The 23,719-nt window shown below is 58.9% G+C and carries 18 protein-coding genes; 8 read left to right on the forward strand and 10 right to left on the reverse strand.

Annotated elements, in window-relative coordinates:
• Nucleotides 1-113 precede the first annotated feature (113 nt).
• From BUE09_RS06545 to BUE09_RS06565, 5 genes are all read right to left on the reverse strand, one after another.
• Nucleotides 114-1,382, reverse strand: a complete 1,269-nt coding sequence (locus BUE09_RS06545; RefSeq protein WP_073299883.1) for an OprD family porin — start codon at nucleotides 1,380-1,382, stop codon at nucleotides 114-116.
• A 304-nt stretch (nucleotides 1,383-1,686) separates the two neighbouring features.
• On the reverse strand, nucleotides 1,687-3,939 hold the full coding sequence (locus BUE09_RS06550) for an ATP-dependent DNA helicase (RefSeq protein ID WP_073299884.1): 2,253 nt from the start codon (nucleotides 3,937-3,939) through the stop codon (nucleotides 1,687-1,689).
• Complete coding sequence (locus BUE09_RS06555; RefSeq protein WP_073299885.1) at nucleotides 3,936-5,576, reverse strand: VRR-NUC domain-containing protein; 1,641 nt, start codon at nucleotides 5,574-5,576, stop codon at nucleotides 3,936-3,938. The genes BUE09_RS06550 and BUE09_RS06555 overlap by 4 nt, the downstream gene beginning before the upstream one ends.
• Before the next feature lie 180 nt (nucleotides 5,577-5,756).
• Entirely contained in the window at nucleotides 5,757-7,145 is a 1,389-nt protein-coding gene (gene hemN, locus BUE09_RS06560; protein ID WP_073299886.1) for an oxygen-independent coproporphyrinogen III oxidase, read from the reverse strand.
• A 221-nt stretch (nucleotides 7,146-7,366) separates the two neighbouring features.
• A complete protein-coding gene (locus BUE09_RS06565) occupies nucleotides 7,367-8,989 on the reverse strand; it encodes a methyl-accepting chemotaxis protein (protein WP_073299887.1) in 1,623 nt (540 codons plus the stop codon).
• A gap of 635 nt (nucleotides 8,990-9,624) precedes the next feature.
• On the opposite strand from BUE09_RS06565, the gene galU reads away from it, so the two are divergent.
• A complete protein-coding gene (gene galU / locus BUE09_RS06570) occupies nucleotides 9,625-10,464 on the forward strand; it encodes a UTP--glucose-1-phosphate uridylyltransferase GalU (RefSeq protein ID WP_073299888.1) in 840 nt (279 codons plus the stop codon).
• Between the two features lie 47 nt (nucleotides 10,465-10,511).
• On the opposite strand, the gene BUE09_RS06575 is transcribed toward galU, so the two are convergent.
• Nucleotides 10,512-10,934, reverse strand: coding sequence for a VOC family protein (locus tag BUE09_RS06575; protein ID WP_073299889.1), 423 nt, complete (start codon nucleotides 10,932-10,934; stop codon nucleotides 10,512-10,514).
• Between the two features lie 72 nt (nucleotides 10,935-11,006).
• On the opposite strand from BUE09_RS06575, the gene gorA reads away from it, so the two are divergent.
• Entirely contained in the window at nucleotides 11,007-12,365 is a 1,359-nt protein-coding gene (gene gorA, locus BUE09_RS06580) for a glutathione-disulfide reductase (RefSeq protein WP_073299890.1), read from the forward strand.
• 164 nt (nucleotides 12,366-12,529) lie between these two features.
• Here gorA and BUE09_RS06585 read toward each other — a convergent pair whose 3' ends face one another.
• Nucleotides 12,530-13,024: a copper chaperone PCu(A)C gene (locus tag BUE09_RS06585; RefSeq protein ID WP_073299891.1), complete on the reverse strand. Its 495-nt coding sequence runs from the start codon at nucleotides 13,022-13,024 to the stop codon at nucleotides 12,530-12,532.
• Nucleotides 13,025-13,231: 207 nt separating this feature from the next.
• Between BUE09_RS06585 and BUE09_RS06590 the strand changes: the two genes are divergently transcribed.
• From BUE09_RS06590 to ampC, 4 genes are all read left to right on the forward strand, one after another.
• Nucleotides 13,232-13,600: a YidH family protein gene (locus tag BUE09_RS06590; RefSeq protein ID WP_073299892.1), complete on the forward strand. Its 369-nt coding sequence runs from the start codon at nucleotides 13,232-13,234 to the stop codon at nucleotides 13,598-13,600.
• A 10-nt stretch (nucleotides 13,601-13,610) separates the two neighbouring features.
• Complete coding sequence (locus tag BUE09_RS06595) at nucleotides 13,611-13,985, forward strand: DUF202 domain-containing protein (protein ID WP_073299893.1); 375 nt, start codon at nucleotides 13,611-13,613, stop codon at nucleotides 13,983-13,985.
• Between the two features lie 25 nt (nucleotides 13,986-14,010).
• Complete coding sequence (locus BUE09_RS06600) at nucleotides 14,011-15,057, forward strand: threonine aldolase family protein (RefSeq protein ID WP_073299894.1); 1,047 nt, start codon at nucleotides 14,011-14,013, stop codon at nucleotides 15,055-15,057.
• Nucleotides 15,058-15,305: 248 nt separating this feature from the next.
• Complete coding sequence (gene ampC, locus BUE09_RS06605; RefSeq protein ID WP_073299895.1) at nucleotides 15,306-16,466, forward strand: class C beta-lactamase; 1,161 nt, start codon at nucleotides 15,306-15,308, stop codon at nucleotides 16,464-16,466.
• 9 nt (nucleotides 16,467-16,475) lie between these two features.
• Here ampC and BUE09_RS06610 read toward each other — a convergent pair whose 3' ends face one another.
• Both BUE09_RS06610 and ligD read right to left on the reverse strand, forming a co-directional pair.
• A complete protein-coding gene (locus BUE09_RS06610; RefSeq protein WP_073300307.1) occupies nucleotides 16,476-18,620 on the reverse strand; it encodes an FAD-dependent oxidoreductase in 2,145 nt (714 codons plus the stop codon).
• A 198-nt stretch (nucleotides 18,621-18,818) separates the two neighbouring features.
• The gene (gene ligD, locus BUE09_RS06615; RefSeq protein ID WP_073299896.1) at nucleotides 18,819-21,383 is read right to left on the reverse strand and encodes a DNA ligase D; all 2,565 of its coding nucleotides are present in this window, start codon (nucleotides 21,381-21,383) and stop codon (nucleotides 18,819-18,821) included.
• Between the two features lie 173 nt (nucleotides 21,384-21,556).
• Between ligD and BUE09_RS06620 the strand changes: the two genes are divergently transcribed.
• Nucleotides 21,557-21,838, forward strand: coding sequence for a DUF1652 domain-containing protein (locus tag BUE09_RS06620; protein ID WP_073299897.1), 282 nt, complete (start codon nucleotides 21,557-21,559; stop codon nucleotides 21,836-21,838).
• Nucleotides 21,839-21,881: 43 nt separating this feature from the next.
• On the opposite strand, the gene BUE09_RS06625 is transcribed toward BUE09_RS06620, so the two are convergent.
• Complete coding sequence (locus tag BUE09_RS06625; RefSeq protein ID WP_073299898.1) at nucleotides 21,882-22,412, reverse strand: ferritin-like domain-containing protein; 531 nt, start codon at nucleotides 22,410-22,412, stop codon at nucleotides 21,882-21,884.
• Between the two features lie 224 nt (nucleotides 22,413-22,636).
• On the opposite strand from BUE09_RS06625, the gene BUE09_RS06630 reads away from it, so the two are divergent.
• Complete coding sequence (locus BUE09_RS06630; protein WP_083380734.1) at nucleotides 22,637-23,716, forward strand: mechanosensitive ion channel domain-containing protein; 1,080 nt, start codon at nucleotides 22,637-22,639, stop codon at nucleotides 23,714-23,716.
• Nucleotides 23,717-23,719 lie beyond the last annotated feature (3 nt).

Consider the following 23,719-nt stretch of genomic DNA (forward strand, 5'->3'; position numbering starts at 1 on the left):
GGTGAATCTACTGCTCTCCGGGTGAGCGCAGATAAAAAAAGCCCGTCATGAAGACGGGCGAAAGTTTCCGCAACAGGAGCGAGGAGTGTTGCGTCCAGCGTGGTGGATGCCGCTTACAGAATGGAGATCGGGTAGTTGAAGATCAGGCGATTCTCATCGAACTCGTTACGGCTGAAGGAGCTGTCACGACGCATGCTGGAGTTACGCCACTTGATGTTGAGATTCTTGAACGTACCGTTCTGCACGGTGTAAGCCAGTTCGGATTCGCGCCCCCACTCCTTGCCTTCATCACCACTTGCGGTGGTGATGTTGTCACCGCTGATGTAACGGTTCATCAGGACCAGGCCAGGGATGCCGACACTTGCGAAGTTGTAGTCGTGGCGTAGCTGCCAGGACCGCTCGTCCGCTGCGTCGTAGGCGGAGTTGAAGCTGTCGTTGGCCAGGGAGCCGCCGCTGGTACCGTTGACGCGCATCCACTGATCGCCGCTGACTTTCTGCAGACCGACATAAAAGGTGTTGGCGCCGGCTTGCAGGCCAAACAGGCCGGAATAAGTCTTGTTGTCCAGGTCGCCAGCCAGCGCGCTGCCTTCATCCTTACCGGTGAAGTAGCCGAGGTTTGCAGTTAGAGCGAAATCCTCTCCGAGCGGCTGCACGTGCAATAGCTGGACGTAGCTCTGCTGGTAGATGTCCTCAAGACGAGCATGCCACAAGCCGACCTTGGTCTTCTCGGTGAACGAATATTCGCCGCCAGCGAAGTTAAAGCGATCCGAGCTTGCGCCACCGAAGAGCATGTCTTCCATGCTTGCGTCGTCACGAGTGCTGTTCTGACGCATCTGGCCGCCGTACAGCGTCAGGTTACTTATTTCCTTCGACGTGATCATGCCGCCTTGAAAGGTCTGCGGCAGCGAGCGGCCGTCATCGGCTCGCAGCACTGGCACCACGACCTGCCACTCACCGACACGCAGCTCGGTTTCCGACACCTTTGCCTTGGCGGCAACGGCGAGCCGACCAAAGTCATCCGCAGGGTGACGATCAGCACCTTTGCCGTGGGTCGGCAGCAGGCCGGTTCCATAGGTGCCGCTACCACCGTCGAGCTTGACTGCCAGACCGGCCAACACGTCGACACCAAAGCCTATCGGGCCTGGGGTGTAGCCCGACTGAACGTTGAGAATGAAGCTTTGCGTCCACTCCTCGGCCTTGTTCTGGCCGCCGTTATACGCCGGATCTACAAAGTTGCGGTTGATGTAGAAGTTGCGCGCATTCAGCGTGACTTTTGTGCCATCAACGAAACCATCCGCAGCGTGAGCGACGGCAGGGATGCCGAGCGCCAGCGACAGAGTGCCTGCGAAGACGGCGGCAGACAAAGAGTTGCGTGGGGTCATTGTTGTTGTGCTCCCTTTTTTAAGTAGTCCGCCCAGTGCGACCAGTGTTAAAGACGAGGCGGGATGAAGCGCGACCGCTATTTAAAGCGACGCTGTCGGCGCAAAAGACCTGATATCAGTTGTCGTACGACATGTCGAATTATGGCTACCGAACATCACTTGTCAATTCAATTTGTAAAGAATTGTGAGGGCTCAGACTTTCGTCTAACGCACTACCCGAGCGGGGATATAGGCCTTAAGAGGCACACAGTTAACGCTGGCCTATCAATGGGTAGAGATAGGATGACCTCGAGCTGACTTCTGCCTATTTTGCAGAGCCCCACCAAACAGGCAGCAGTCGTCTGATGTCTTGGCGGGCGAAGCGGTCATCGATCAAGTGGACAACGCCGATATCTTCTGTGGTGCGAATGACCCGGCCGGCGGCCTGCACAACCTTTTGCAGCCCAGGGTAGAGGTAAGTGTAGTCGTAGCCCGTGCCGAACAATTGATCCATTCGCGCTTTCATTTGCTCGTTGACGGGGTTGACCTGTGGCAGTCCCAACGTAGCGACAAAAGCGCCGATCAGGCGCCGACCTGGCAGGTCGATACCCTCGGAAAAAGCACCACCCAGTACGGCAAAGCCAATACCGCAGCTTTTGTCCGTGAAACGTGCAAGGAACGCATTGCGCGCCTCTTCATGCATGCTCCGTGTCTGCTCCCAAAAGGGCAGCTGCGGATGCTGCGCAGCGAGCAGGTTGGTCACTTGCTGCAAGTAGTCAAAGCTACTGAAGAACGCCAGGTAGTTACCGGGACGTTCTCGGAATTGCTCGACCAGCAGATCGACGATTGGCTGAAGTGAAGCGCAACGGTCGTGATAGCGGGTGGAGATGTGCCGGGCCAGCCGCACCTGCAACTGTTCGGCCTGAAACGGCGAATCCACATCGAGCCAAACGTGGTTGAGCGGCAGGCCGAGCGTGTCGGCGTAAAAACGCTGCGGGCTGAGGGTGGCCGAAAACAGCACGCATGAGCGCGCTTCGCGTAGACGCGGCTTCAGGAACGGCGCAGGCAGCACGTTGCGCAGGCAGAGCACAGAGGCACGTGTCTTGCTCCTTGTCGGTAGCAGCGCGCAGTCGAACAGCGAGTGATCTCCGAACAGCTCAGCGAGCCGGCAGAAATGCATCGCATCGAAGTACACCGACTGCAGGGCCGGGTCGACACCTGCGGGGTTTTCCGCGAGATGTTCGGTGATCGCGCTGACTGCCTGTTGCAGCGCACCAAGAAGCTTATCTGGCAATCCTGGCTGGACCTGATAGCTGAGAGTTTGCAAACGGTGCACATCACCCCAGCAGCGCAGCACACGCTTGACTGGCTTCTTAAGTGCTGTCGGAACTATCGTCCTTAAGCCTTTGAAATTCCGAATGTCCAACTCGGCGCTGTACATCGCTCTAGCGCGTTCCAGCAGGTTGTGGGCCTCGTCCACCAGCACGCCAACGCGCCATTGGTTGAGCAAGGTCAGGCTGTAGAGCAAGGCGCTCATGTCGAAGTAATAGTTGTAATCGCCCACCACCACGTCGGCCCAGCGAGCCAACTCCTGACTGAGGTAATAAGGGCAGACCTGATGCGCCAGCGCTACGTCTCGCAGGTTCGTCTGGTCGAGAAACGGTTGTTTTACGGCCTCGGCGCGCGCAGCGGAAAGGCGGTCATAAAAGCCACGAGCGAGCGGGCAGGACTCTCCGTGACAGGCCTTGTCCGGGTGTTCGCAGGCTTTGTCACGGGCAATCAGTTCCAGCGTGCGCAAGGGCACCGATCCCCGACTCAGCGTTTTCATTGCATCCAGCGCAAGTTGTCGGCCGGAGGTTTTCGCGGTGAGAAAGAACAGTTTGTCCATCTGCTGACCAGGGAACGCCTTCAACTGCGGGAAAAGCGTAGCGAGAGTTTTGCCGATACCAGTTGGCGCCTGCGCCATGAGATGGGTGCCGGTGCAGGCGGCTTTGTACACGGCTTCGGCAAGCTGCCGTTGGCCACTGCGAAACTCACCGTAGGGGAACGTCATGCTTCTGAGCGCCTGGTCACGCTCGGCTCGATGGACCAGTTCCTGTTCCGCCCAGGCTATGAAGCGTTGGCACTGCGTTTCGAAAAACACCTTCAGGTCATCAGCCTTGAACGGCTCGACCAGCAAGGTTTCTTTCTGGCTGACCACATCGAAGTAAACCAGCGCGACGTTCAGCGACTGCAACCCGCGCGTCTCACAGAGCAACCAGCCGTAAACCTTGGCCTGCGCCCAATGCATATAGCGGTGATTTGCAGGCTGACGCGCCAGATCACCACGGTAGGTTTTGATCTCCTCCAGCTGATTCTTTACCGGATCGTAGCCATCCGCGCGGCCTCGCACGCTGAGCGAGCGGTAGCTTCCTTCGAGGGTAACCTCTCGCTCATAGCCGTCTGCGCGTCGGGCCGTAACGGTCGTGTGCCCCGCGATTCCTTCCATTGCGGTAGGCGAGGGAGTAAAGCGCAAGTCCAGATCGCCCTGTTTAGCGGTGAACTCGCACAGTGCGCGAACGGCAACCCGGTAACTCAAAGCGAAGCCTCATCCCACTGCACGTAGCAGACGGCGATTGGCACCCGATGACGCAACGCAAAATCGATCCAGCGCTTCTGATTGTCCTGCAGCCGGTCGCCAGGGCCTTTCACTTCGATCAATCGATAGCGCTGCTCATCGGGGAAGAACTGGACGAGGTCCGGCAGGCCGCTGCGATGGTTGGGTACGTCCAGCAGGATGCGTTGGAAGAACGCACGCAGATGGTCGGCTGGAATACACTCGAGGGCCAGATCCAACAAGGTCCCATCGAACAACCCCCAGCTTACGAACTGAGATTGCAGACCGAATTTCTGACGATAAACATTACGTATGCAGTCGCGGTATTCATTTGTCCCGAGCTTGCTCAAGCAGTCGTCGAACAGCTCAGCGCGGCGGCTGTGAAAATCGGGGCGGGCGAGGTCTGCCGGCCCTAGATGAAAGGGATGAAAGAATGCGCCGGGCAGCGGCGCGAAAATCGCGTCCCAGCAGAGCAGCCCTAGCAGCGAATTGATTAAGGCATTTTCGACGTAGTACGCGGGCGCATCACTACGGGTCAGGTGCTCGCGCACCGCGTGTTCGACACTCATTGCATCCGGGCGCAGGAGCCTTAGGTCGATTCGCTCCGGCTGGGCAGTGACCCTGCTGCGTGGGGCCGTTTCACCTAGACTTCGCCGCAGACGTGGAAGGATGCGCTGTAACTGCTGGGCTTCATGCTCGCTCTCAGGCGCGGCGTCCGCTGTCAGGGCCAGTTGTAATGCCGCTTCCGGTTGACCATGCCGTTCCAACACCCGAATTGCCCGCTCACGCGCACCGGGATAGCCGTTGGCCGCGTGCAGTTTCAGCGCTAGAGACCAGCTGCCGTCGCGCTCGCATTGTCTGGCTAGACTCAGCAACAGCTTGCCACGGCGGTTTTCCAGCCACTCGTTAGCGTAACCGGACGCCGGCACATCAGGCAGCACCGTTTCGACCGCTTCGCCTGCCTCGAAGCGTTCCCGGCAGCGATGCAGATGCAGATAGGCATCGACATCGGCACGCGCATGAAACGCTCGGGACGCCGGGGAGAATGCAACCTGCTCGTAGCGAAAGATGCCGAGATCGGCCAGCACAAATTCGGACCAGTCCTGGTGGATGTTGCCAAAGAACATCAGCCGCAGCCGATCGCACAGATCGCCTATGGCCAGTCTAAATGCCGCATCCGCCAGCCCCTCACACCAGCTCGCGAAAGGCTTGGGTTCGGCGTGTTCAGCCTGCATGGCCTGGAACAGATCGGTCTTGCGCTGGCCGGTGGCAGAGCTGCCGAACACTGCTAGCAGTTCATCCTTTTTCAACAACCCGAACAACTGCGTGATATCCACCATCGGATTGGTTTCAAGCCAGCCGTGTTCGACAAGCGCAGTCGATGCCTCAATGGCGCAGCCAATCTCCGTGTAGCGCAGCTTACTCGCGCGAAACAGCAGCCCCTTGCGCATCACCATACGTACTAGCAGTGCTTGGGAGGCCTGCGGGATCAATTGGAACTGATCCAGAAACCCCCGTTCCTGATCATCCAGCAGATCGCCGTGTCGTTCACCGACCCAGGCAAGCACCTGACGAAAGTTGTCGAGGTAATAGAAGGGGTTTTCCAGGGCCTGGCGCATGAACGTCCGGTTCGGTCAAACGTGGGCGCTGCGGCCCGTAGGGCTGGTTATTTATACAGTTGGCGAGGCGTTTTGCAACGGCTGGACGATCAGTGGTGCGGATCGGAGGTTTTTAGCGAAACGGACGCAAGCGCTGCGCTTAACCCACCCATAGTTGAGATAGGTTAAGCGCGTGGACTATCAAACTGTGCGGGAGAAACGACCGCGCTGTTCGCCGCCCAGATAGGCATCGAATGCCATGGCGACGTTGCGCATCATCAGATGGCCCTGTGGGAGCAAAACCACGGCGCGCTCGGTAATCTCGACCAGGCCATCAGCGACATGCTCGTCCAGTTTGGCCAGCGAGTCGGCAAAATACTCCCGGAAGTCGATACCGTAGCGCTGTTCGATCTCCGCAAAGTCGATACGGCCGTGGCACATCAGCGAAATGATCACTTCGCGCCGTAGCCTGTCGTCCTCACTGAGTTTGTAGCCACGGTGAACCGGCAGCATGCCTTCGTTCAGGCGCGCGTAGTACTGCGACAGTTCTTTCACGTTCTGGCTGTAGCTGTTGCCGATTTTTCCGATGGACGAGATGCCGAGCCCGATCAGGTCGCAATCGGCGTGGGTCGAATAGCCCTGGAAGTTGCGCTGCAGCGTGCCGTTGGCACGGGCGAGGGTCAGTTCATCCTCCGGCAGGGAGAAGTGATCCATGCCGATATAAACGTAACCCGCATCGGTCAGCCGCCGGATGGTCAATTCCAGCAGTTCCAGCTTGCGCTCGGGTGGCGGCATGTCTTCGGGGCGGATCAGCTTCTGCGCGCGCACCAGATCCGGCAGGTGCGCATAGCTGTAGGCTGCGATGCGATCCGGGCGGATGTCGATGATCTTGTCCAATGTAACGCCGAAGCTATCGACGGTTTGCAGCGGCAGGCCGTAGATCAGGTCGACGCTGATCGACTTGAAGCGAGCGTCACGTGCAGCCTGGACCAGTTCTCGGGTCTGCTCTTCGGTCTGGATGCGGTTGACCGCTATCTGCACTTGCTCATCGAAGTCCTGCACGCCAAAGCTCAAGCGGTTGAAGCCCAGCTCGCGCAGCTGGTAAATCTGCGCCGGCGTGACGGTACGCGGGTCAACTTCCAATGAGAACTCGTGATCGTCGCTGTCGTCCATGTTGAACGCGTTGCGCAGCGTAGCCATCAAGTCAGCCAGCTGTTCACTGGTGAGGTAGGTCGGTGTACCACCGCCGAGATGCAGCTGAGTCAGCTTACGCGAGCGGTCGAACAACGCAGCCTGCATCTTGATCTCGCGCTTTAGGTAGTCCAGGTATTCAACGGCGCGATCGGTCTTGTGGGTGATGATCTTGTTGCACGCGCAGTAGTAACAAAGGCTTTTGCAGAACGGGATATGGATGTACACCGACAGCGGCTTGGGCGTCGGGGCCTCGTTGGTCTCCTGCGCGGCGCTGCGGTAGTCATCCATGGCGAAGGCCTGATGAAACTGCGGGGCAGTGGGGTAGGAGGTATAGCGAGGACCGGGACGGTCATACTTCTCGACCAGGGCGCGGTTAAAGCTCGGCGTTTGGTCCATGTGGGGTTTCACCTTGATTGCATGATTGTGAGTGGCCGGGTCGGGCGGTGCCGTCCGCAGCCTGCGACATCTTGGCGCGAATTATCGCGTTTCCTCGCGTGGCGTTGGCCTGTCCGCGATCAAGAACCGGTCAGGCCCGAGAGTGCGTGCGCCAAGCGGTCAACACAAGGATTGTAGGCCAAACTGCCGGGCAGCATGTACTCGGCAGCTTTCACCTTTGATTACAACCGGAACTGGCCAACCAGGCGATTCAGCTCGGCCGCCAACTGCACCAGCTCCTCACTGATCTGCGAGGTTTGAGACGCATCGGCCAGGGTGGTGTCAGCGATCGTACTGATAGTGGTGATGTTGCGGTTGATCTCTTCAGCAACGGCGCTCTGCTCCTCGGCCGCCGTGGCAATTTGAGTGTTCATGCTGTTTATGGCGTTCACTTCGCCCGCGATCACGGTGAGGCTCTGCGCGGTCTTGGCGACGCAATCCGAACCCGAGTGAGCGCGAACCTGCGCGCCCTCCATGGCCTGTACGGCGTTACGTACACCGTTTTGCAGTTGCTCGATGGTGCGCTGGATTTCTTCGGTGGATTTCTGCGTGCGCGAGGCGAGGGTGCGCACCTCGTCGGCGACCACAGCGAAGCCTCGGCCCTGTTCCCCGGCGCGAGCGGCCTCGATGGCGGCATTCAGTGCGAGAAGATTGGTCTGCTCGGCGATGCCATTGATGACGTTCAATACCATGCCAATGCTGACACTGTCCGTTTCGACCTGTTTGATCACCTGCGCGGCTTTTTCGATGTCCCGAATCAATACCTCGATACCATCCAGCGCCTCGGTTGCGAGGGAGACGCCAACGCGCGATTCCGCATCGGCACCGCTCGAAGCCGACGCAGTCTCGTTAGCATGACGAGCCACTTCCTGAACGGTCGCGCTCATTTCATTCATGGCCGAGGCGACCATGTCGGTTTCGCTGCGCTGCTCCATGACCGCCGTCTGGGTCTTTTCCGCGACGCTCGATACTCGATTCGATACCTCACCCAGTTGGTGGGTTACGGCGGCCACCGCTTCGAGGCTGTTGCGGAACTTGAAGATCATGCGGTTGAAGGCAGTGCCCATGGCCCCGACTTCGTCCTGAGCCTGTACTGCGACTGTGCGGCTGAGGTCTTCGTCCTCGGTCATCGCCTCCATGGTATGGCGCATGTCGTTGATGCGGCTGATGATGATCCGGCGAATGATGTAGCCCATGACAATTAGGCCCGCCAGCAGCAGTAGGGCCTGGATCACGGCTGAGGTCAGAATGTTGCGATGCACCTCGCCGTCCAGTGCAGACAGGTCGTAGCTGATACGAACCGCGCCCATCACCGTGTCCTGCGGGACCTGGTGGCAGGTCAGGCAATTGGTGCCGCGGTAATCCTGTTGCGCATGGATCGGATTGATCACCGTCAGCACGCGCCCGTTCAGACCTTCGCTTACTTCGATGGTGGCATCGCCGGCAAGCGCACGTTTGTCGAGCTCGTCCTTGGGTGCCTGATGATCGAACCCAGGCCCGAAGACCTTGGTCACCGGCTCGCCGCGAACGATACGTGCGTCGATTACCCCCGGCCGGGCAAGAATCTTGTTACGCAGCACTTCACGCTGGCTCATGGTGCCGGTCAGCATCATGGTGTTGATACTGTCAAAGTAGGAGTCAGCCGTATCCTTGGTCTGTTGCTCGACGACATGGAGTATCAGCTGTTTCTCCGAACCTGCCGAATAGGACAGCGAGGCTGCGAGGACCAGGGCAAATACCACCAACAGCGCCAGGTTGATTTTAGTTTGTACCGACATTTGCCGAGCTGGGGATGTAGTGTTCATCCTGTTCCTTAGGTATTGCTATTACACGAAAACGAAAGCGTCACCGGCGTATGTGACGACCCACAGCGGGCGGTCAGGCTTTGCCGCTTTACCGGTTCAGCTTATCGGCCGAACATCCTCGCGCTTTACAAGGTTATTTGCGCTGGCAGAATAAAGGCATAGTGCTATTAGCGAGGCCGGCGACATCCTAGTCGCTGTGCAACCGCACAGAGCCATGGCTCGCGATGAAAGGAAATCAATCTCCGGCTCCGTTGATTTGGATCAACGGATGACGGGCCAGAGCAGAGTGTCAGTTGCGACGCAATCTCTTCGCCAAGCGATCATTAGAGCACCCGTTAGTGCAAACGCGTTCAGCACCCGACTACGGCTTCGAGGCGTTTGCCGACCGCAACTGCAATCTTTTCCGTCTAGCCACTTGGCAATCTCTACGCGCAGGGCCACGCTATAAAGAGGTCATGTCAATGACCATCCGTCAGATTGCTTGCCTAGCCAAATTAGCCCAGCCGCGGTCGAACCCCGAATCGTTTCGGCGGTCGTAGCCTCTAGTCAGTCGCCGTTGGCGGGACGTGCAGGGTATGGCTGCTGACCGATCCAGGCGCAGTGCATCAGTTGGACTCATCTTCTCAAGGACTCACATGATCAAGAAATGCCTTTTTCCTGCGGCCGGATATGGCACGCGCTTCCTTCCTGCGACCAAGGCCATGCCCAAGGAAATGTTGCCGGTCGTGAACAAACCCCTGATTCAATATGGGGTTGAAGAGGCACTGGCTGCCGGGCTGAGCCAGATTGCGATTGTTACCGGACGCGGCAAGCGTTCCCTGGAAGACCACTTCGACATCAGCTACGAGCTCGAACATCAGATCCGCAACACTGACAAGGAAAAATACCTGGTCGGCATCCGCAAACTGATCGATGAATGCAGCTTCTCGTATACCCGCCAGGTCGAGATGAAGGGATTGGGTCATGCAATCCTCAGCGGCCGTCCACTGATCGGCGACGAACCCTTCGCCGTGGTTCTGGCGGACGATTTGTGCATCAACCTCAATGGCGACCCGGTTCTGGCGCAGATGGTCAAGCTGTATAACCAGTTCCGCTGCTCGATCGTTGCAATACAGGAAGTGCCGCCGGAAGAGACCAGCAAATATGGCGTGATCGCTGGCGAGATGATCCGCGACGATATCTTCCGTGTCAGCCACATGGTCGAGAAGCCCAAGCCGGAAGATGCGCCGTCGAATCTGGCGATTATCGGTCGTTACATCCTGACGCCGGATATCTTCAACCTCATCGAACAGACCGAGCCGGGCAAGGGCGGTGAGATCCAGATCACCGACGCGCTGATGCGCCAGGCTCAGGACGGTTGCGTCCTGGCGTACAAGTTCAAGGGCCAGCGTTTCGACTGCGGTAGCGCCGAGGGCTATATCGCGGCGACCAACTTCTGCTACGAGAACTTCTACCTGACTGGTAAAGCCTTCTAAGCACTACTGTGCTGAATAAAAAGCCACCTTCGGGTGGCTTTTGCGTTTCAGAGTGCGGGCATTTCTTCGGCGCCTGGCCCGAGGGGCTGACCGTAGCTGAACTCGACATAGTTGCCGGCCGGGTCGCGAACGCCACAGTAATAGCCAACCGGGTAGGGCTCGTCCCTGGGCTCCCAGATCAGGCAGCCCACTTGGCGCGCGCTGTCAGCAATTGCATCGACCTCGGCGCGGCTGGCCAGGGCAAAGCCAAAATGGCTGTAGTCGTTGTCGGCCAGTGCACGGTCTTGTCCGCCGGGCATGATCACGAAGATGAACTCACGTTCCCTTCCTGGTTCGGCCATCCACACAATGCGCGAACCTTTGCCTGCACGTTCGTGGAATACCTGCATTCCGCAGAATCGCTCGTAGAACCCGATGCAGGCATCGAGATCGGGCACGTGCAGGGCAAGATGGGTGAGGGTAGGGCGCATGCGATGCTCCTCCAATGAATCCGGCCAACGGCCTGGGTTATGCTGTGCGATCTACAAGGGAGACAACAGTTCATGGCTTACGACTTCGATCTATTCGTCATCGGCGCGGGTTCCGGTGGCGTCCGTGCCGCCCGTTTTGCTGCTGGCTATGGCGCCCGTGTGGCGGTAGCCGAAAGCCGTTACCTGGGCGGCACCTGCGTAAACGTCGGCTGCGTGCCGAAGAAGTTGCTGGTCTACGGCGCCCACTATGCCGAAGACATCCATGAAGCTAAGGGCTATGGCTGGACCATCGACGGAGCCAGGTTCGATTGGGCTTCGCTCATAGCCAACAAGGATCGCGAGATCCAGCGTCTCAATGGGATCTACAAAAACCTGCTGACCGACAGCGGCGTCACGCTGTTAGAGGCGCATGCGCGCCTGGTCGACGCCCACACCGTAGAGGTCGATGGCAAGCACTACAGCGCTGAATACATTCTGATCGCCACTGGTGGCTGGCCGTTCGTGCCAGATATTCCAGGCCGTGAGCACGCCATTACCTCTAACGAGGCGTTTTACCTTGATGCGCTGCCGCGTCGCGTTCTGGTGGTGGGCGGTGGCTATATCGCCGTCGAGTTTGCCTCGATCTTCCACGGTTGTGGTGCCGACACCAAGCTGCTCTATCGCGGAGAACTGTTCCTCCGTGGTTTCGATGGTTCGCTGCGCGATCATCTCAAGGACGAGTTGATCAAGAAGGGTCTCGATCTGCAGTTCAATGCCGACATCACTCGTATCGACAAACAGGCGGACGGAACGCTGCTTGCCACGCTGGAAGAAGGTCGCACGCTGGAAGCCGATTGCATCTTCTACGCCACGGGGCGTCGGCCGATGCTTGATGGGCTGGGGCTGGAAAACGTGGACGTGGCTTTGGACAAGCGAGGTTACATCGCCATCGACGACCAGTTCCGCACTACGACGCCATCGATCCTGGCCATCGGAGACGTGATTGGCCGGATCCAGCTGACGCCCGTCGCGCTCGCTGAAGGCATGGCCGTAGCCCGACAGCTGTTCAGGCCCGAGGAGTATCGGCCGGTCGACTACCAGAATATCGCTACCGCCGTGTTCAGCCTGCCCAACATGGCGACGGTTGGGTTGACCGAAGAACAAGCGCGCGAAAAAGGGCACAAGGTGGTGCTGTTCGAAAGTCGTTTCCGGCCGATGAAGCAGACCATGACTGACAGCCTCGAGCGAAGCCTGATGAAACTGGTCGTCGACGCGGAGACCGATAAGGTGCTGGGTTGCCACATGGCCGGACCAGAGGCGGGGGAGATCATTCAGGGTTTGGCGGTTGCGCTGAAGGCCGGCGCAACCAAGCGGATCTTCGATGATACGGCGGGTATTCACCCGACTGCAGCGGAAGAGTTCGTCACGATGCGCACGCCAACGGGAATCTGACCCACAATCTCACGTAGCTGAAGCAGAAACTTGCCAAGCCGGTGAAACGCTAAACAAACGCAGCTAAATGAAGGAAGAGGGGGGCAGTTGTTGCGACGCCTCAACTGCAGGCCTCAAAACAGCGTCTGGCCTACCTTGCACCAGCCGCTGTCTAGCGCTCGTGATCAGTGCTGCATGTGTTCGTGGCCACTTGGCTCCGGCGCCTGGTCCTGGATGGACACTTCGACGGTCACTTCACCCGCGTGCTCGAATTCGAGGGTCAGCGGGAAGCGCTCACCCGCCGCTAGCGGGGCGCTCAGTTCGAAGAGCATGACGTGATGGCCGCCCGGCTTGAACTCGACCTGGCCGCCGGCAGGCAGCTCGATCGAGTCAATCTGCTTCATGCGCATCATCTCGCCTTCGTGCACATGGGTATGCAGTTCGGCCTTCTTCGCGCGCGGTGTGCGCACGCCCAACAGCCGATCCGGTGAGTCGCCTGGGTTTTGTAACGTGAAATAGACTGCACCGGTAGGTGCGGTGGGCGGCATGGCACGCGACCACGCTTGAGTGGCCTCAAGTGGTGCACCCATCATTTGATGATGAGCATGGTTCTGATCGGCTGCGGTTGCCGACAGGCATGCCATGCCGAGTGCAAAGAGGGTTACCAGGCGAGGCAACATGGAGATCTCCGAGGTGTTTGAAAGTCAGAACATTAACATGCTGCGTTCCGCTGACGTTGAACTGCGTCCTGCCAGTCATCACGGCAGATACCAACCGCGCGAAACAGCAATTGACCGACAACGCGATATATAACGGAACCTGCAGCGCCACATCGTTTCTGTTTGAATGACGCACGAGACCTTTCCAATTGGAGATGCATCAGCACAATGGAACGCAGTCGCTGGAGTCACAGGTTGCTGTCTGGCGGAACGGAGCCTGATCCGCGCTTTACCCTGGCCAACGAACGGACCTTTCTGGCCTGGATACGAACCTCGCTGGCGGTACTGGCCGGCGGCGTTGCGGTCGAGGCCTTCGCCAGTGAAATTTTCCCGCTGGAAATACGCAAGGTTCTGTCGATTTCGCTGTTGCTACTGGCGATGTTCATCAGCTCGACGGCTTGCTTCCGCTGGCTGGCCATCGAGCGTGCGATGCGTCACCAGGGGCCGTTGCCGTTTCCACTGTTGATCCCGATCCTGTCCATCGGCGGCACACTGGTGACGCTGGTACTGATCGCCTTTGTCGCATTACGCAACTGATCGATCACTGATGCATATTTCCTTCCGCCGCCGTCTGGAGCCCAAACCAGCGCCGCCACCGCTGCATGAAGATCCCGGTCTGCAACCCGAACGTACATCGCTGGCCTGGGGGCGGACCCTGCTGACGATGATTACAGTAAGCGCATTGTTTCTGCGCTGGATGCCTTACCACGGCGCCTTCGTCGCGGTGTTGGTCGCGCTATCCTTAGCCACTGCACTGGGTATCTGGACGACTCAACAGCGACGCTACACGCGCAGTGCAAGTGGGGTGAAAAGCGGGCGAATCCAAGCTGATGCCCTGTCGGTTCTGTGGCTTGGCGCGTCGGTCTTCGTGCTTGGCGTACTTGGGCTCTACACCGTTATTTCCCTGCCAATCAGCAGCTAGGCAGTACTTATTTAGAGAGGCTTTGATGAGCACCGCCAATCAACAATTTGCCAGTGACAACTACTCCGGAATCTGCCCGGAAGCCTGGGAAGCAATGGCTCGCGCCAACCAGGGCCATGATCGGGCCTACGGTGACGATCAATGGACATCGCGCGCAGCCGACCACTTCCGCCAACTGTTCGAAAGCGACTGCGAAGTGTTCTTTGCCTTCAACGGTACGGCGGCCAATTCACTGGCCTTGTCATCGCTATGCCAGAGCTACCACAGCGTGATCTGCGGAGATATCGCGCACATTGAAACCGACGAATGCGGCGCACCGGAATTCTTCTCGAACGGCTCCAAACTGCTGGTGGCGCGAACCGAACAGGGCAAGCTGACGCCGGCAGCCATCCGCGAGATAGCCCTGAAACGCAAGGACATCCATTACCCCAAACCACGCGTCGTCAGCCTGACCCAGGCCACCGAAATCGGTACCGTCTACCAGCCGGATGAGCTCCGAGCCATCAGTGACACCTGTAAGGAGTTGGGGCTGCACCTACATATGGATGGTGCACGCTTTGCCAATGCCTGTGCATTTCTCGGACTGTCACCGGCCGAGCTAAGTTGGAAAACCGGCGTTGACGTGCTCTGTTTTGGTGGCACCAAAAATGGCATGGCAGTCGGCGAGGCCATCCTGTTTTTCAATCGCGATCTGGCCGAGGATTTCGAATACCGATGCAAGCAGGCTGGGCAGCTTGCATCGAAGATGCGTTTTCTGTCCGCACCCTGGGTAGGTTTGTTGGAAGCCGGCGCCTGGATGAAATACGCCAAACACGCGAACAGCTGCGCGCAGTTACTGGCCAGCCTGATCGGCGACGTGCCCGGTGTAGAACTGATGTTTCCGGTGCAGGCCAATGGCGTCTTCGTCAGCATCCCACCTTTGGCACTCGAAGCACTGAGAAGCCGCGGCTGGATGTTCTACACATTCATCGGTGTCGGCGGCGCGCGCTTCATGTGCTCATGGGACACCAGTGAAGAACGCGTCCGCCAACTGGCAGACGATATACGCAGTGTCGTCATGGACAACCTGTAGCTCCCAAATGAGAGCCGCACATGTCGTCCCAACGAGGAGACGTGTGCGGAGAAGGTGAAGCTGGATTGGAAGGCAATGTCATGACTCACATTACCTAATACTCTATTTAACATAATATACATTATGCGAAGCGCCTTATGTCACCACAGGTGGCCGGGGTTACCCACACCCGGATCGCGGTCTTATGCGTTGCGTGTTGTGTATTACTCGGGCTAGGTTCCACCCCTCGCGATGATTGAGACGCCGTGATGTATCCAACTCCGAAGATTCAAACTCGACTCGTCGCCGCTGCGGTGCTGGCGACGCTCAGCTGCGATGTCGTAGCTAGCGGCGGCATCGAGAAACTAGACAGGACTGTCGACGCCTCCGCGAAAGCCGTTATGGCTGAGCACGGGATACACGGCATGGCGGTCGCGATCACGGCTCAAGGTCAGCAGCGGTTCTTTGATTTTGGCGTGGCATCGAAGAAAACTGGCCAGCCTGTAACGCGCAACACGCTGTTTGAGGTGGGATCGATCAGCAAGACGTTTACCGTCACGCTGGCCGCTTATGCGCAGGCACAAGGCAAACTGTCGTTGAATGACAGCCCCAGCCGCTACCTGCCAGAGCTCGATTCCGACGAACTCGAACAAATCAGTCTGATCAATCTCGCTACACACACGGCTGGTGGCTTTCCTCTGCAGCTACCTGATCACATTCAAACCGAGCTGAAGCTGACGCAATTCTTCAACGACTGGCAGCCGCAACATGCTACCGGCACCTATCGTACGTACGCCAACCCCAGCATCGGGCTGCTTGGACGGGCTGCGGCAAAAACCCTGGGACTGCCTTTTGTCGATGCGCTGCAGTTCCATCTGCTGCCGAAACTTGGCATGACTGACACCTATATCGCAGTGCCGCCCGAGCAGATGACGCGCTACGCCCAGGGCTACAACAAGACCGGAGAGCCGGTTCGGCTGAACGCGGCGCTATTGGCGGACGAAGCCTATGGCGTGAAAACGACGAGCAAGGACCTGCTTCGCTTTGTTGACGCTCAGTTGGGCACCATCGCCACGGACGCCACGATCAAGAACGCCATGGCGGCGACGCAAACCGGCTACTACCGGGTGGGTGCCATGACTCAGGCTCTGGTCTGGGAGCAGTATCCGTACCCGGCGAAACTGGACGACCTGCTGGCTGGTAACGGCAGTCATATGGTCCTTGAGAGCCAGCCGGTTGAGTCATTAACCCCGCCCCAGGCACCACAGCAGTCTGCCTGGATCAACAAGACCGGGTCGACCAATGGCTTCGGCGCGTATGTGGCCTTCGTCCCGGCGAAGCAGATCGGCATCGTTATTCTGGCCAACCGGTACTACCCGACCGAAGAACGGGTGAAGCTCGCGTATCAGATCCTGCAACAGCTGGACTGACCGCGGCGGCTAAGGCTGTCCACCGAGCCGCCAGCGATGCAACCTGGCCGCCCAGGTTTGAGAGCGTTTGGCGGTATGCGCGCGGCGCCACGCTTCGGCAACGGCCAGACTGGCCTCAGCCAGCGTCGGGTTGATGTGTACGGTACGGCGCAGTTTGTTCAGCCCCAGTTTGTGCTTCATTGCCAAAACGAACACCGCGAGCGTTTCACTCGCACCATCCCCGACAAGCGTGACGCCAATGATGCGGTCGCGCCCGCGTTCGGTGAGCACCTTGAGAACACCGCTATCACCAGCGCTCATCTGCGCTGCCTCAAGCGAATCGAGGTTCAGCAAGGTCACCTCGTATTCCAGCTCAGCCAACTTCGCCTGGGCTTCAGTCAAGCCTACGCTGGCGATCTCGGGCGAGGTAAAAGCTACACGTGGGACCACTCGATCGCTGACCATGAAGCGGCGGAACCCGGAAAAAAGACCATTGGCTGCGGCGTACCACGCATGGTGTCTAGCGCTTTGGAACGAGCTGTCTGGACCTGTCACCGCGCCCACGGCGTAGATGTTCGGGTAGCGCGTGGCAAGGTACTCGTCCACTTCCAGGCCGCCGCCGTCATCGCGAGTATTCAGCTTCAGCTTCTCCAGCCCGAGATCATCCAGATGGGCCTGACGCCCCAGCACCAGCAGCACCTGATCGAATGGTAGGGAACGGTTTTGCTCACCAATCGAGAAAACCAGGCGACGCTCGTTCCCGGCCACTTCAAAACGCTGTGGTGAAACCTGTAACAGAACCTGAACCCCATCGGCACAAAGCGCGTCGGCAACAGCCTGGCGCGCCTCTGGTTCGGCTTCAGCCAACAACATGTCACCTTCGACGGCCAGCGTCACCCGAGAGCCGAGGCGCTGAAACGCCTGAGCCAGTTCACAGGCATCGGCTTCGCCACCCATCACCAACAGCCGCTCAGGTCGTTGCTGCAAATCCCAGACGCTTTCGCAGGTCAGTGGCTCGACTTTTTCAAGCCCGGGTATTGACGGGATGATGGGCTGGCTGCCTGTGGCGATGACAATGGCGCGGGCGCAGAGGGTGCGATCACCTACCTGAACCGACCAGGGTGAAATCAGTTGAGCTCTACCGCGGATTAGCTCGACGCCATTGGCTTTCCCGGACTCCGCCATGACCTGTTCCTGTGCCTCGTTCAGCGTATGGCGCACATGCTGCATGACCTCGGCAAAGTCGACCTCGGTGTGCACGCGAATGCCCAGCGCACTGCCCTGGCGCAGCGCGTGATTCATGTTCGCTGCGCGCATCAGCGCCCTCGCCGGAACGCTGCCACTGTGCAGCGCCGCGCCACCGAGTCGCTCGCTTTCGACCAACGCCACTCTTGCTTTCATCGAAGCCGCGATTCGCGCAGCCGCCAGGCCACCGCTGCCGCCACCGATAACCAACAGGTTGTGTTCAAAACTTTTCGGCTTTTGCCAGCCGCGGTAGACCTTGCGCGCTTTGTAGAGTGTCAACAGCTTGGTCGCGGCCAGCGGAAATATCGCTAGCAATGTCAGCGTTCCGATCAAACTCGGCGAGAGGATGTCGGAAATTTCCCGAATACGCGCCAGTTGGCGTCCGGCTCCCACGTAGATCGCGTGGCCCGGCAGCATGCCTGCCTGGGTCGTCCACCAGAAGGTCCAGATGCTTACGCGCGTCAGGCCGAGCGCAGGATTCAACAGGACGAAGGGAACCAGCGGGATCAACCGCAGCGAGAAGAGATAGAACGCGCCATCCCGTTCGAGCCCCCGATTGATACTGGTGATCTGTTTGGCGAATCGCCTCTGAATCCAGTCTCGCAGCAGAAACCGGCTGATGAGCATCGCGATCAACGCACCGATATTGCTGGCAATGGACACCATCAAGGTTCCGCCAACCAAGCCGAACAAGGCGCCGGCCAGCAGTGTCAGCACCACCGTTCCGGGGAATGACATGACCGTCAGTGCCACGTAAGCGGCAAAGAACACAGAGCCGGCCCACCAGGGATGCGCCTGGACCTGATCGCGCAGCGCCCCGCTCTTCGCCTGGATCATTTCCAGCGTCAGGTATTGCTCGAGGTCGAACCAGAAAAAACAGATCGTCGCGACCACAAAAAACAGCACGATTAGCCAGCGGGTGAGCTTCATGAATGCCGGTACTCCGCGGCGCAGCGCAAGCAGTCGCTTATGGCAGATGGACAGGTAAGCCAAGCCCCAGGCACAGATGGCCTCGGCTGGCAGGCGCAAGGAAAACGGCAAATCATCAGGAAAACTCTAGTTCGGGCTTTCGGTTGGAGCTGACCGAACCGAGGATGTTCCGGCGAGCCGACGATCAGCTTGAGCGAGTCATTTCATGCCCAGTTGCTCGCGCATCTCATCGGTGATTTGCTGCCCCGTCTCGTTGATACCTTCCCAGGGATCGTCATCGCCCTGCTCTTCCAATCGCGGAATGAGGTTGCGGATGCTCCAGATGTTGGCGCCCTTGAGATCAGCAAGTTCATCCCGGTGGATGGGCACCGAAACAGCAAGCCCCTCTCGCGCGCGCACCGAATAGGCCGCTACGGTGCTTGCACCCTGACTGTTGCGCAGGTAGTCGATAAAGATGCGGCCGACTCGATTCTTCGGCCCGCTGACCGCAGAAAAGTGCTGCGGCATCAATTTCGCCATGTATTGCGCAATGGCCTGGCTGAACGCTTTTACTTCTGTCCAGCTGTGTATCGGTTTCAGCGGCACCATGATGTGCAGACCCTTACCACCGCTGGTTTTCAGATAGGACTGCAGTCCGATTTCGTCGAGCAAGGTCTGGGTCAATTGCGTGGCTTCGACCATGCGTTTCCAGGGCAGCGCGGGGTCCGGGTCGAGATCAAGCACGAAGCGATCTGGATGATCGAGCACCGGCGCCACGGCATTCCAGGTGTGCAGTTCGATTGTGCCCATCTGCGCCGCACTGATCAGCGCTTCGGCGGTGTCGATAGTCATCAATGCTGCATGCTTGGGAAACAGCGCGGTGTCCAATTGGGTGATATGCGGGATGCTGAGCTTTTCAGTGTGCTTCTGAAAAAACAGCTCGCCGTCGATGCCTTCCGGCGCGCGGACCAGGGCAAGCGGCCGCTGTATCAGGTGCGGCAACGCCCAGGGCGCGACCTCGGCATAGAATCGGGCCAGCTCCATCTTGGTAGCACCGATTGACTTGTCGATGATGCGCTCAGGGTTCGAGATCTTGATCTTGCCACCTGAGGTGTTCGGCGCCGTGTTGCCTTGTTTGCGCTTCGCCGGGTTGGATGTCTCGGCCGTTTTCGCTGGCCGTTCGTGGGTGATGGCGTTGGCCGGTTTGTCCGAACGCAGGCCATGAAAAACCGAATGGCGCACCACGCCCTGGCGGGTTATCTCGGCATAAGCGACCTCGCACATCAACTCCGGCTTGAGCCAGTGCGCACCACGCACGTCGGCGGCTGGCGGTGCCTTGGCCAACGGGCTCTGGTCGACTTCCAGCGGCTTGAGCTTGGCGTACAGGCTTTCGAGCGTGGCCTGGTTGAAGCCCGTTCCCACCTTGCCGGCGTACAGCAGCTGACCTTGGTCGTCGTGTAGCCCCAGCAGCAGCGCGCCGAAGCCACTGCGTGCGCCTTTCGGGTCGGTGTAGCCGACGATGACGAATTCCTGCCGATTCTTGCATTTGATCTTGACCCAGCTGTTGCTGCGTCGGGATACGTAGGTACTGCCGGCACGTTTGCCGATCAGGCCTTCGAGCTTCATCTGGCAGGCGCTTTCGAGCATGCTTTCCGGCTGCTCAGTGAAATCGGCGGAGAAGCGCAACAGATCGCTTTCGTCCGCATCCAATACCTGATGCAGGGCAGCCCGGCGTTCCTCCAGTGGAACCTCGCGCAGGTCCATGCCATTCAGGTACGGCATGTCGAACAGGTAGTAGACGATGTTGCCACTGCGACCCGCTTCGAAAGCGTTCTGCAGGGCCTGGAAATCTGGCGTGCCGTCGTCATCCGGCACCACCACTTCGCCGTCCAGCCAGGCTGATTCCAGACCCAGTCCGGCGAGCGCTTCGGCCTGCTGCGGCATTTTCTGCGTCCAGTCATGACCGTTACGCGTAAACAGCTTCACCTTGCCCGATTCGATGCGCGCCATGATGCGGTAACCATCGAACTTGATTTCGTAACGCCAATCACCGTCAGGGACCGACTCAACCAGCGTCGCGAGTTGCGGCTTGAAGCTTTCCGGTAACGGCGCCTGCTTGGCGCCGGTCAGCGTCGTGTTCGGTTCGTCCTTGCGACTGCGCCTGCGGGCAGGGTTTTTGACGGCTTTGGTTGCCGCCTCCGGTTTGGCTTTACCACGCTTGCGGAGGATCAGCGTCCGATCGCTCAGCACGCTGTCTGGCAGCGCTTCGACGACGTCGTATTCGCTCTCCGGTCTGGCAGCGTCATCGTTGGATTTGATCAGAAACCACTGCTCTTTACCGCCATCCATGCGTGTGCGAACCAGATTCCAGGTGCCGCTCAGCTTCTCACCTTCGAGGCGGAACTTGAGTTTGCCCTTGCGATAGCCCTCTTGCGGATCACCTTCGGGAATCCACACACCGCGATCCCAGACAATCACGTCTCCCGCACCGTAGTGCCCTTTCGGGATGCTGCCCTCGAATGTTGCGTATTCGAGCGGATGGTCTTCCACATGCACGGCCAAGCGGCGGGATTTCGGATCGAGGGACGGGCCTTTCGGAACAGCCCAGCTTTTCAGGGTCCCATCGAGTTCCAGTCGGAAGTCATAGTGCAGCCGCGTCGCGTCGTGCTTCTGGATGCAGTACTGCAGTGCTTGAGTCTTTCTGCGCTTCCCAGTGCCGCTGTCGCCACCGGGCTCGGGAGTCGCGGTGAAGTCGCGCTTTCGGTTGTATTCATCCAGCGCCATGGCAGCGACCTCGTTATCGAGTGATCCGAGCTGCGAGCCTTCTGCCAAGCGGTGGCATAACGATGTTTACAACTCCGCAGGGCCTGCTAGCGTTTGTAGATGTTGAAAAACCACGGCCCCGCCGACTTGGCGCAAGCCAATTTCCACATGCGGACATCGATGGAGGAAGGATCATGGCTACTCGTCTACCTCTGCTCACCATAGAAACCATCCTTCGAGATTATCTCCACCCTTTCCGCTGTGACTGCCATGCTCAGGAAAACAGTCATCTCACCGTGCGACTCTATGAAGACACCGCTGACGGCGAAGAACTTACCGTGTTCGGCATCACCGACTACCAATGCCGGGATGCAGCCAATCTTGTCCGGCTGGCTCAGGAGCTGCGCTTTGAACTCTATGCAACGCGCAGCGGCATGCCGGTCGCTGCAGATGCCGCCAAGGTTGTCGCAGGCTAAGCAAACGGACTCGCTTCGACCGACAACCTGACGGCCACCTGGGTCAGCGCTTCGCTTCGGTGTGAGGTTCGGCTGCCCGGGTCAGATAGGCCTGGGTCAGCTCGGCCAGATGGCTGCGCATCCACTCGGCCATCGCGACTTCTTCAGCCAGGATGCGCGTGCAGACGTCAGCGGTTTCGACGTCGCCCACCGCCTTGGCTGCAGCAATCAGAATCTCGTATGAAGCGATTTCGAGATTCTCGAAGACGTAGCCCATCTGCGCGCCTTTCACGATTTCGTCGTTGACCATCATGCCGCCCATGGCTTGCCCCATCGCCATCATCTTGCCACCCAGGTCCTTGAAACCCGAGTAAGACTTGTCGTATCGATGCAAGCAGGACTCGATGAGCTTCGCCTGGCTCTGTGTTTCGGTAATGTGCTGCTCGATCCGCGCCTTCAGCTGCGGGTAGTGCTCGATGCGGCTGGCCTGCTTGTTCAGCATGGTTTCGGCCTGCGCTTCCATGGCGTGCGCGTCGCGCAGCCATTCGATCAGTCGTTCGATGCGGACGTCATTTCCCGTCTGTGCGCTTTGCATGTGTTATCTCCCACTGGTTTGGATAGCCATCAAGGCGTTATCACCGCCCTGTTGTTATGTGTGAGAGACGGCAAGCCAGCGGAGTTCCGCAGACCCGACTGGCTGCACTGCCATGAACTTTGCACAGGGTCGCCAGTCCCTCCTGCAACGGATTAGACGGAGCTGGCCTCATCGAATTTCTAGATCCCCTCCTCCAGTGGGAGAACTACATCACCGAGCCTGCATTGCGTACGTTGCTGGTCGCCGCTTTCGTCGTGGTTTTGCTCAGTGTGTTCAGCCGGGTACTGACGGCCGTGATGCTGCGGTTGGGTCGTGGGTTTCTGCTCACCAAAGCCGTTTCCGAGCAGCTGGAAAAGCCCATCCGCGTGTTGCTGCCGTTGCTCGGGCTGCAGGCTGTGCTGGCGGCGGCCAGCGATGAATTGGCGTTGATCAGCCTTGCTCGACGCATCACTGCGCTGGTCATGATCGCCTGCTTCACCTGGCTGGCCATGCGCCTGATACGCGGGCTGGAGCAGGCGGTGCAGCTGAGAAACCCCGTCGACGTCAGCGACAACTTGCGTGCGCGCCAGATCCAGACCCAATCGCGGGTGCTGTTTCGGACGCTGAGCTTCTTCATCCTGTTGATCGGTGCAGCCGGGATGCTCATGACTTTCCCAGGTGCGCGCCAATTCGGCGCCAGTCTGCTTGCATCGGCGGGTCTTGCGGGGCTGGCAGTCGGCTTCGCGGCGCGCCCGGTACTGGCCAACCTGATTGCCGGAATACAGATCGCAATCACCCAGCCGATTCGCCTGGATGACGTGGTGATCGTTGAAAACGAGTGGGGACGAATCGAGGAGATTACCGGCACCTACGTGGTGGTGCGGATCTGGGATGACCGGCGGCTGGTTGTACCGTTGCAATATTTCATCGAAAAGCCCTTCCAGAACTGGACACGGCGCAATTCCAGCATCATCGGCTCGATATTTCTTTGGGTCGATTATTCGCTGCCGTTGGAGCCCGTGCGTGAGGAACTGCGTCGGCTGTGCCAGGAGGTGCCGGAGCTGTGGGATGGTCGTGTGATCGTGCTGCAAGTCACCGATAGCAGCGAAAAGTCGATACAGGTCCGGGTACTGGTCAGCTCACCGGACTCATCGCGCAACTGGGACTTGCGCTGCCATTTGCGCGAAGCCTTGATCCACTTCATCCAGCGCGACTATCCCGGCTGCCTGCCGCAGCTGCGCGCAGACCTCAACGTGGGCCGAAAACCAAGCGTCGAGCACCCGGTTCCGGATCATGTCGAGCCCGAGCGCCAGCCGCCGGTGTGAACC

Origin of the sequence: Stutzerimonas xanthomarina DSM 18231 (assembly GCF_900129835.1) — a bacterium.
Classification (GTDB): Bacteria; Pseudomonadota; Gammaproteobacteria; order Pseudomonadales; family Pseudomonadaceae; genus Stutzerimonas; species Stutzerimonas xanthomarina.

Excerpts from the sequence above, each read along its gene's own strand:
- BUE09_RS06545 (WP_073299883.1), bottom strand. The coding sequence starts at position 1,382 with ATGACCCCACGCAACTCTTTGTCTGCCGCCGTCTTCGCAGGCACTCTG.
- BUE09_RS06555 (WP_073299885.1), bottom strand. The coding sequence starts at position 5,576 with ATGCGCCAGGCCCTGGAAAACCCCTTCTATTACCTCGACAACTTTCGT.
- hemN (WP_073299886.1), bottom strand. The coding sequence starts at position 7,145 with ATGGACCAAACGCCGAGCTTTAACCGCGCCCTGGTCGAGAAGTATGAC.
- BUE09_RS06565 (WP_073299887.1), bottom strand. The coding sequence starts at position 8,989 with ATGAACACTACATCCCCAGCTCGGCAAATGTCGGTACAAACTAAAATC.
- galU (WP_073299888.1), top strand. The coding sequence starts at position 9,625 with ATGATCAAGAAATGCCTTTTTCCTGCGGCCGGATATGGCACGCGCTTC.
- BUE09_RS06575 (WP_073299889.1), bottom strand. The coding sequence starts at position 10,934 with ATGCGCCCTACCCTCACCCATCTTGCCCTGCACGTGCCCGATCTCGAT.
- gorA (WP_073299890.1), top strand. The coding sequence starts at position 11,007 with ATGGCTTACGACTTCGATCTATTCGTCATCGGCGCGGGTTCCGGTGGC.
- BUE09_RS06585 (WP_073299891.1), bottom strand. The coding sequence starts at position 13,024 with ATGTTGCCTCGCCTGGTAACCCTCTTTGCACTCGGCATGGCATGCCTG.
- BUE09_RS06590 (WP_073299892.1), top strand. The coding sequence starts at position 13,232 with ATGGAACGCAGTCGCTGGAGTCACAGGTTGCTGTCTGGCGGAACGGAG.
- BUE09_RS06595 (WP_073299893.1), top strand. The coding sequence starts at position 13,611 with ATGCATATTTCCTTCCGCCGCCGTCTGGAGCCCAAACCAGCGCCGCCA.
- BUE09_RS06600 (WP_073299894.1), top strand. The coding sequence starts at position 14,011 with ATGAGCACCGCCAATCAACAATTTGCCAGTGACAACTACTCCGGAATC.
- ampC (WP_073299895.1), top strand. The coding sequence starts at position 15,306 with ATGTATCCAACTCCGAAGATTCAAACTCGACTCGTCGCCGCTGCGGTG.
- BUE09_RS06610 (WP_073300307.1), bottom strand. The coding sequence starts at position 18,620 with ATGAAGCTCACCCGCTGGCTAATCGTGCTGTTTTTTGTGGTCGCGACG.
- ligD (WP_073299896.1), bottom strand. The coding sequence starts at position 21,383 with ATGGCGCTGGATGAATACAACCGAAAGCGCGACTTCACCGCGACTCCC.
- BUE09_RS06620 (WP_073299897.1), top strand. The coding sequence starts at position 21,557 with ATGGCTACTCGTCTACCTCTGCTCACCATAGAAACCATCCTTCGAGAT.
- BUE09_RS06625 (WP_073299898.1), bottom strand. The coding sequence starts at position 22,412 with ATGCAAAGCGCACAGACGGGAAATGACGTCCGCATCGAACGACTGATC.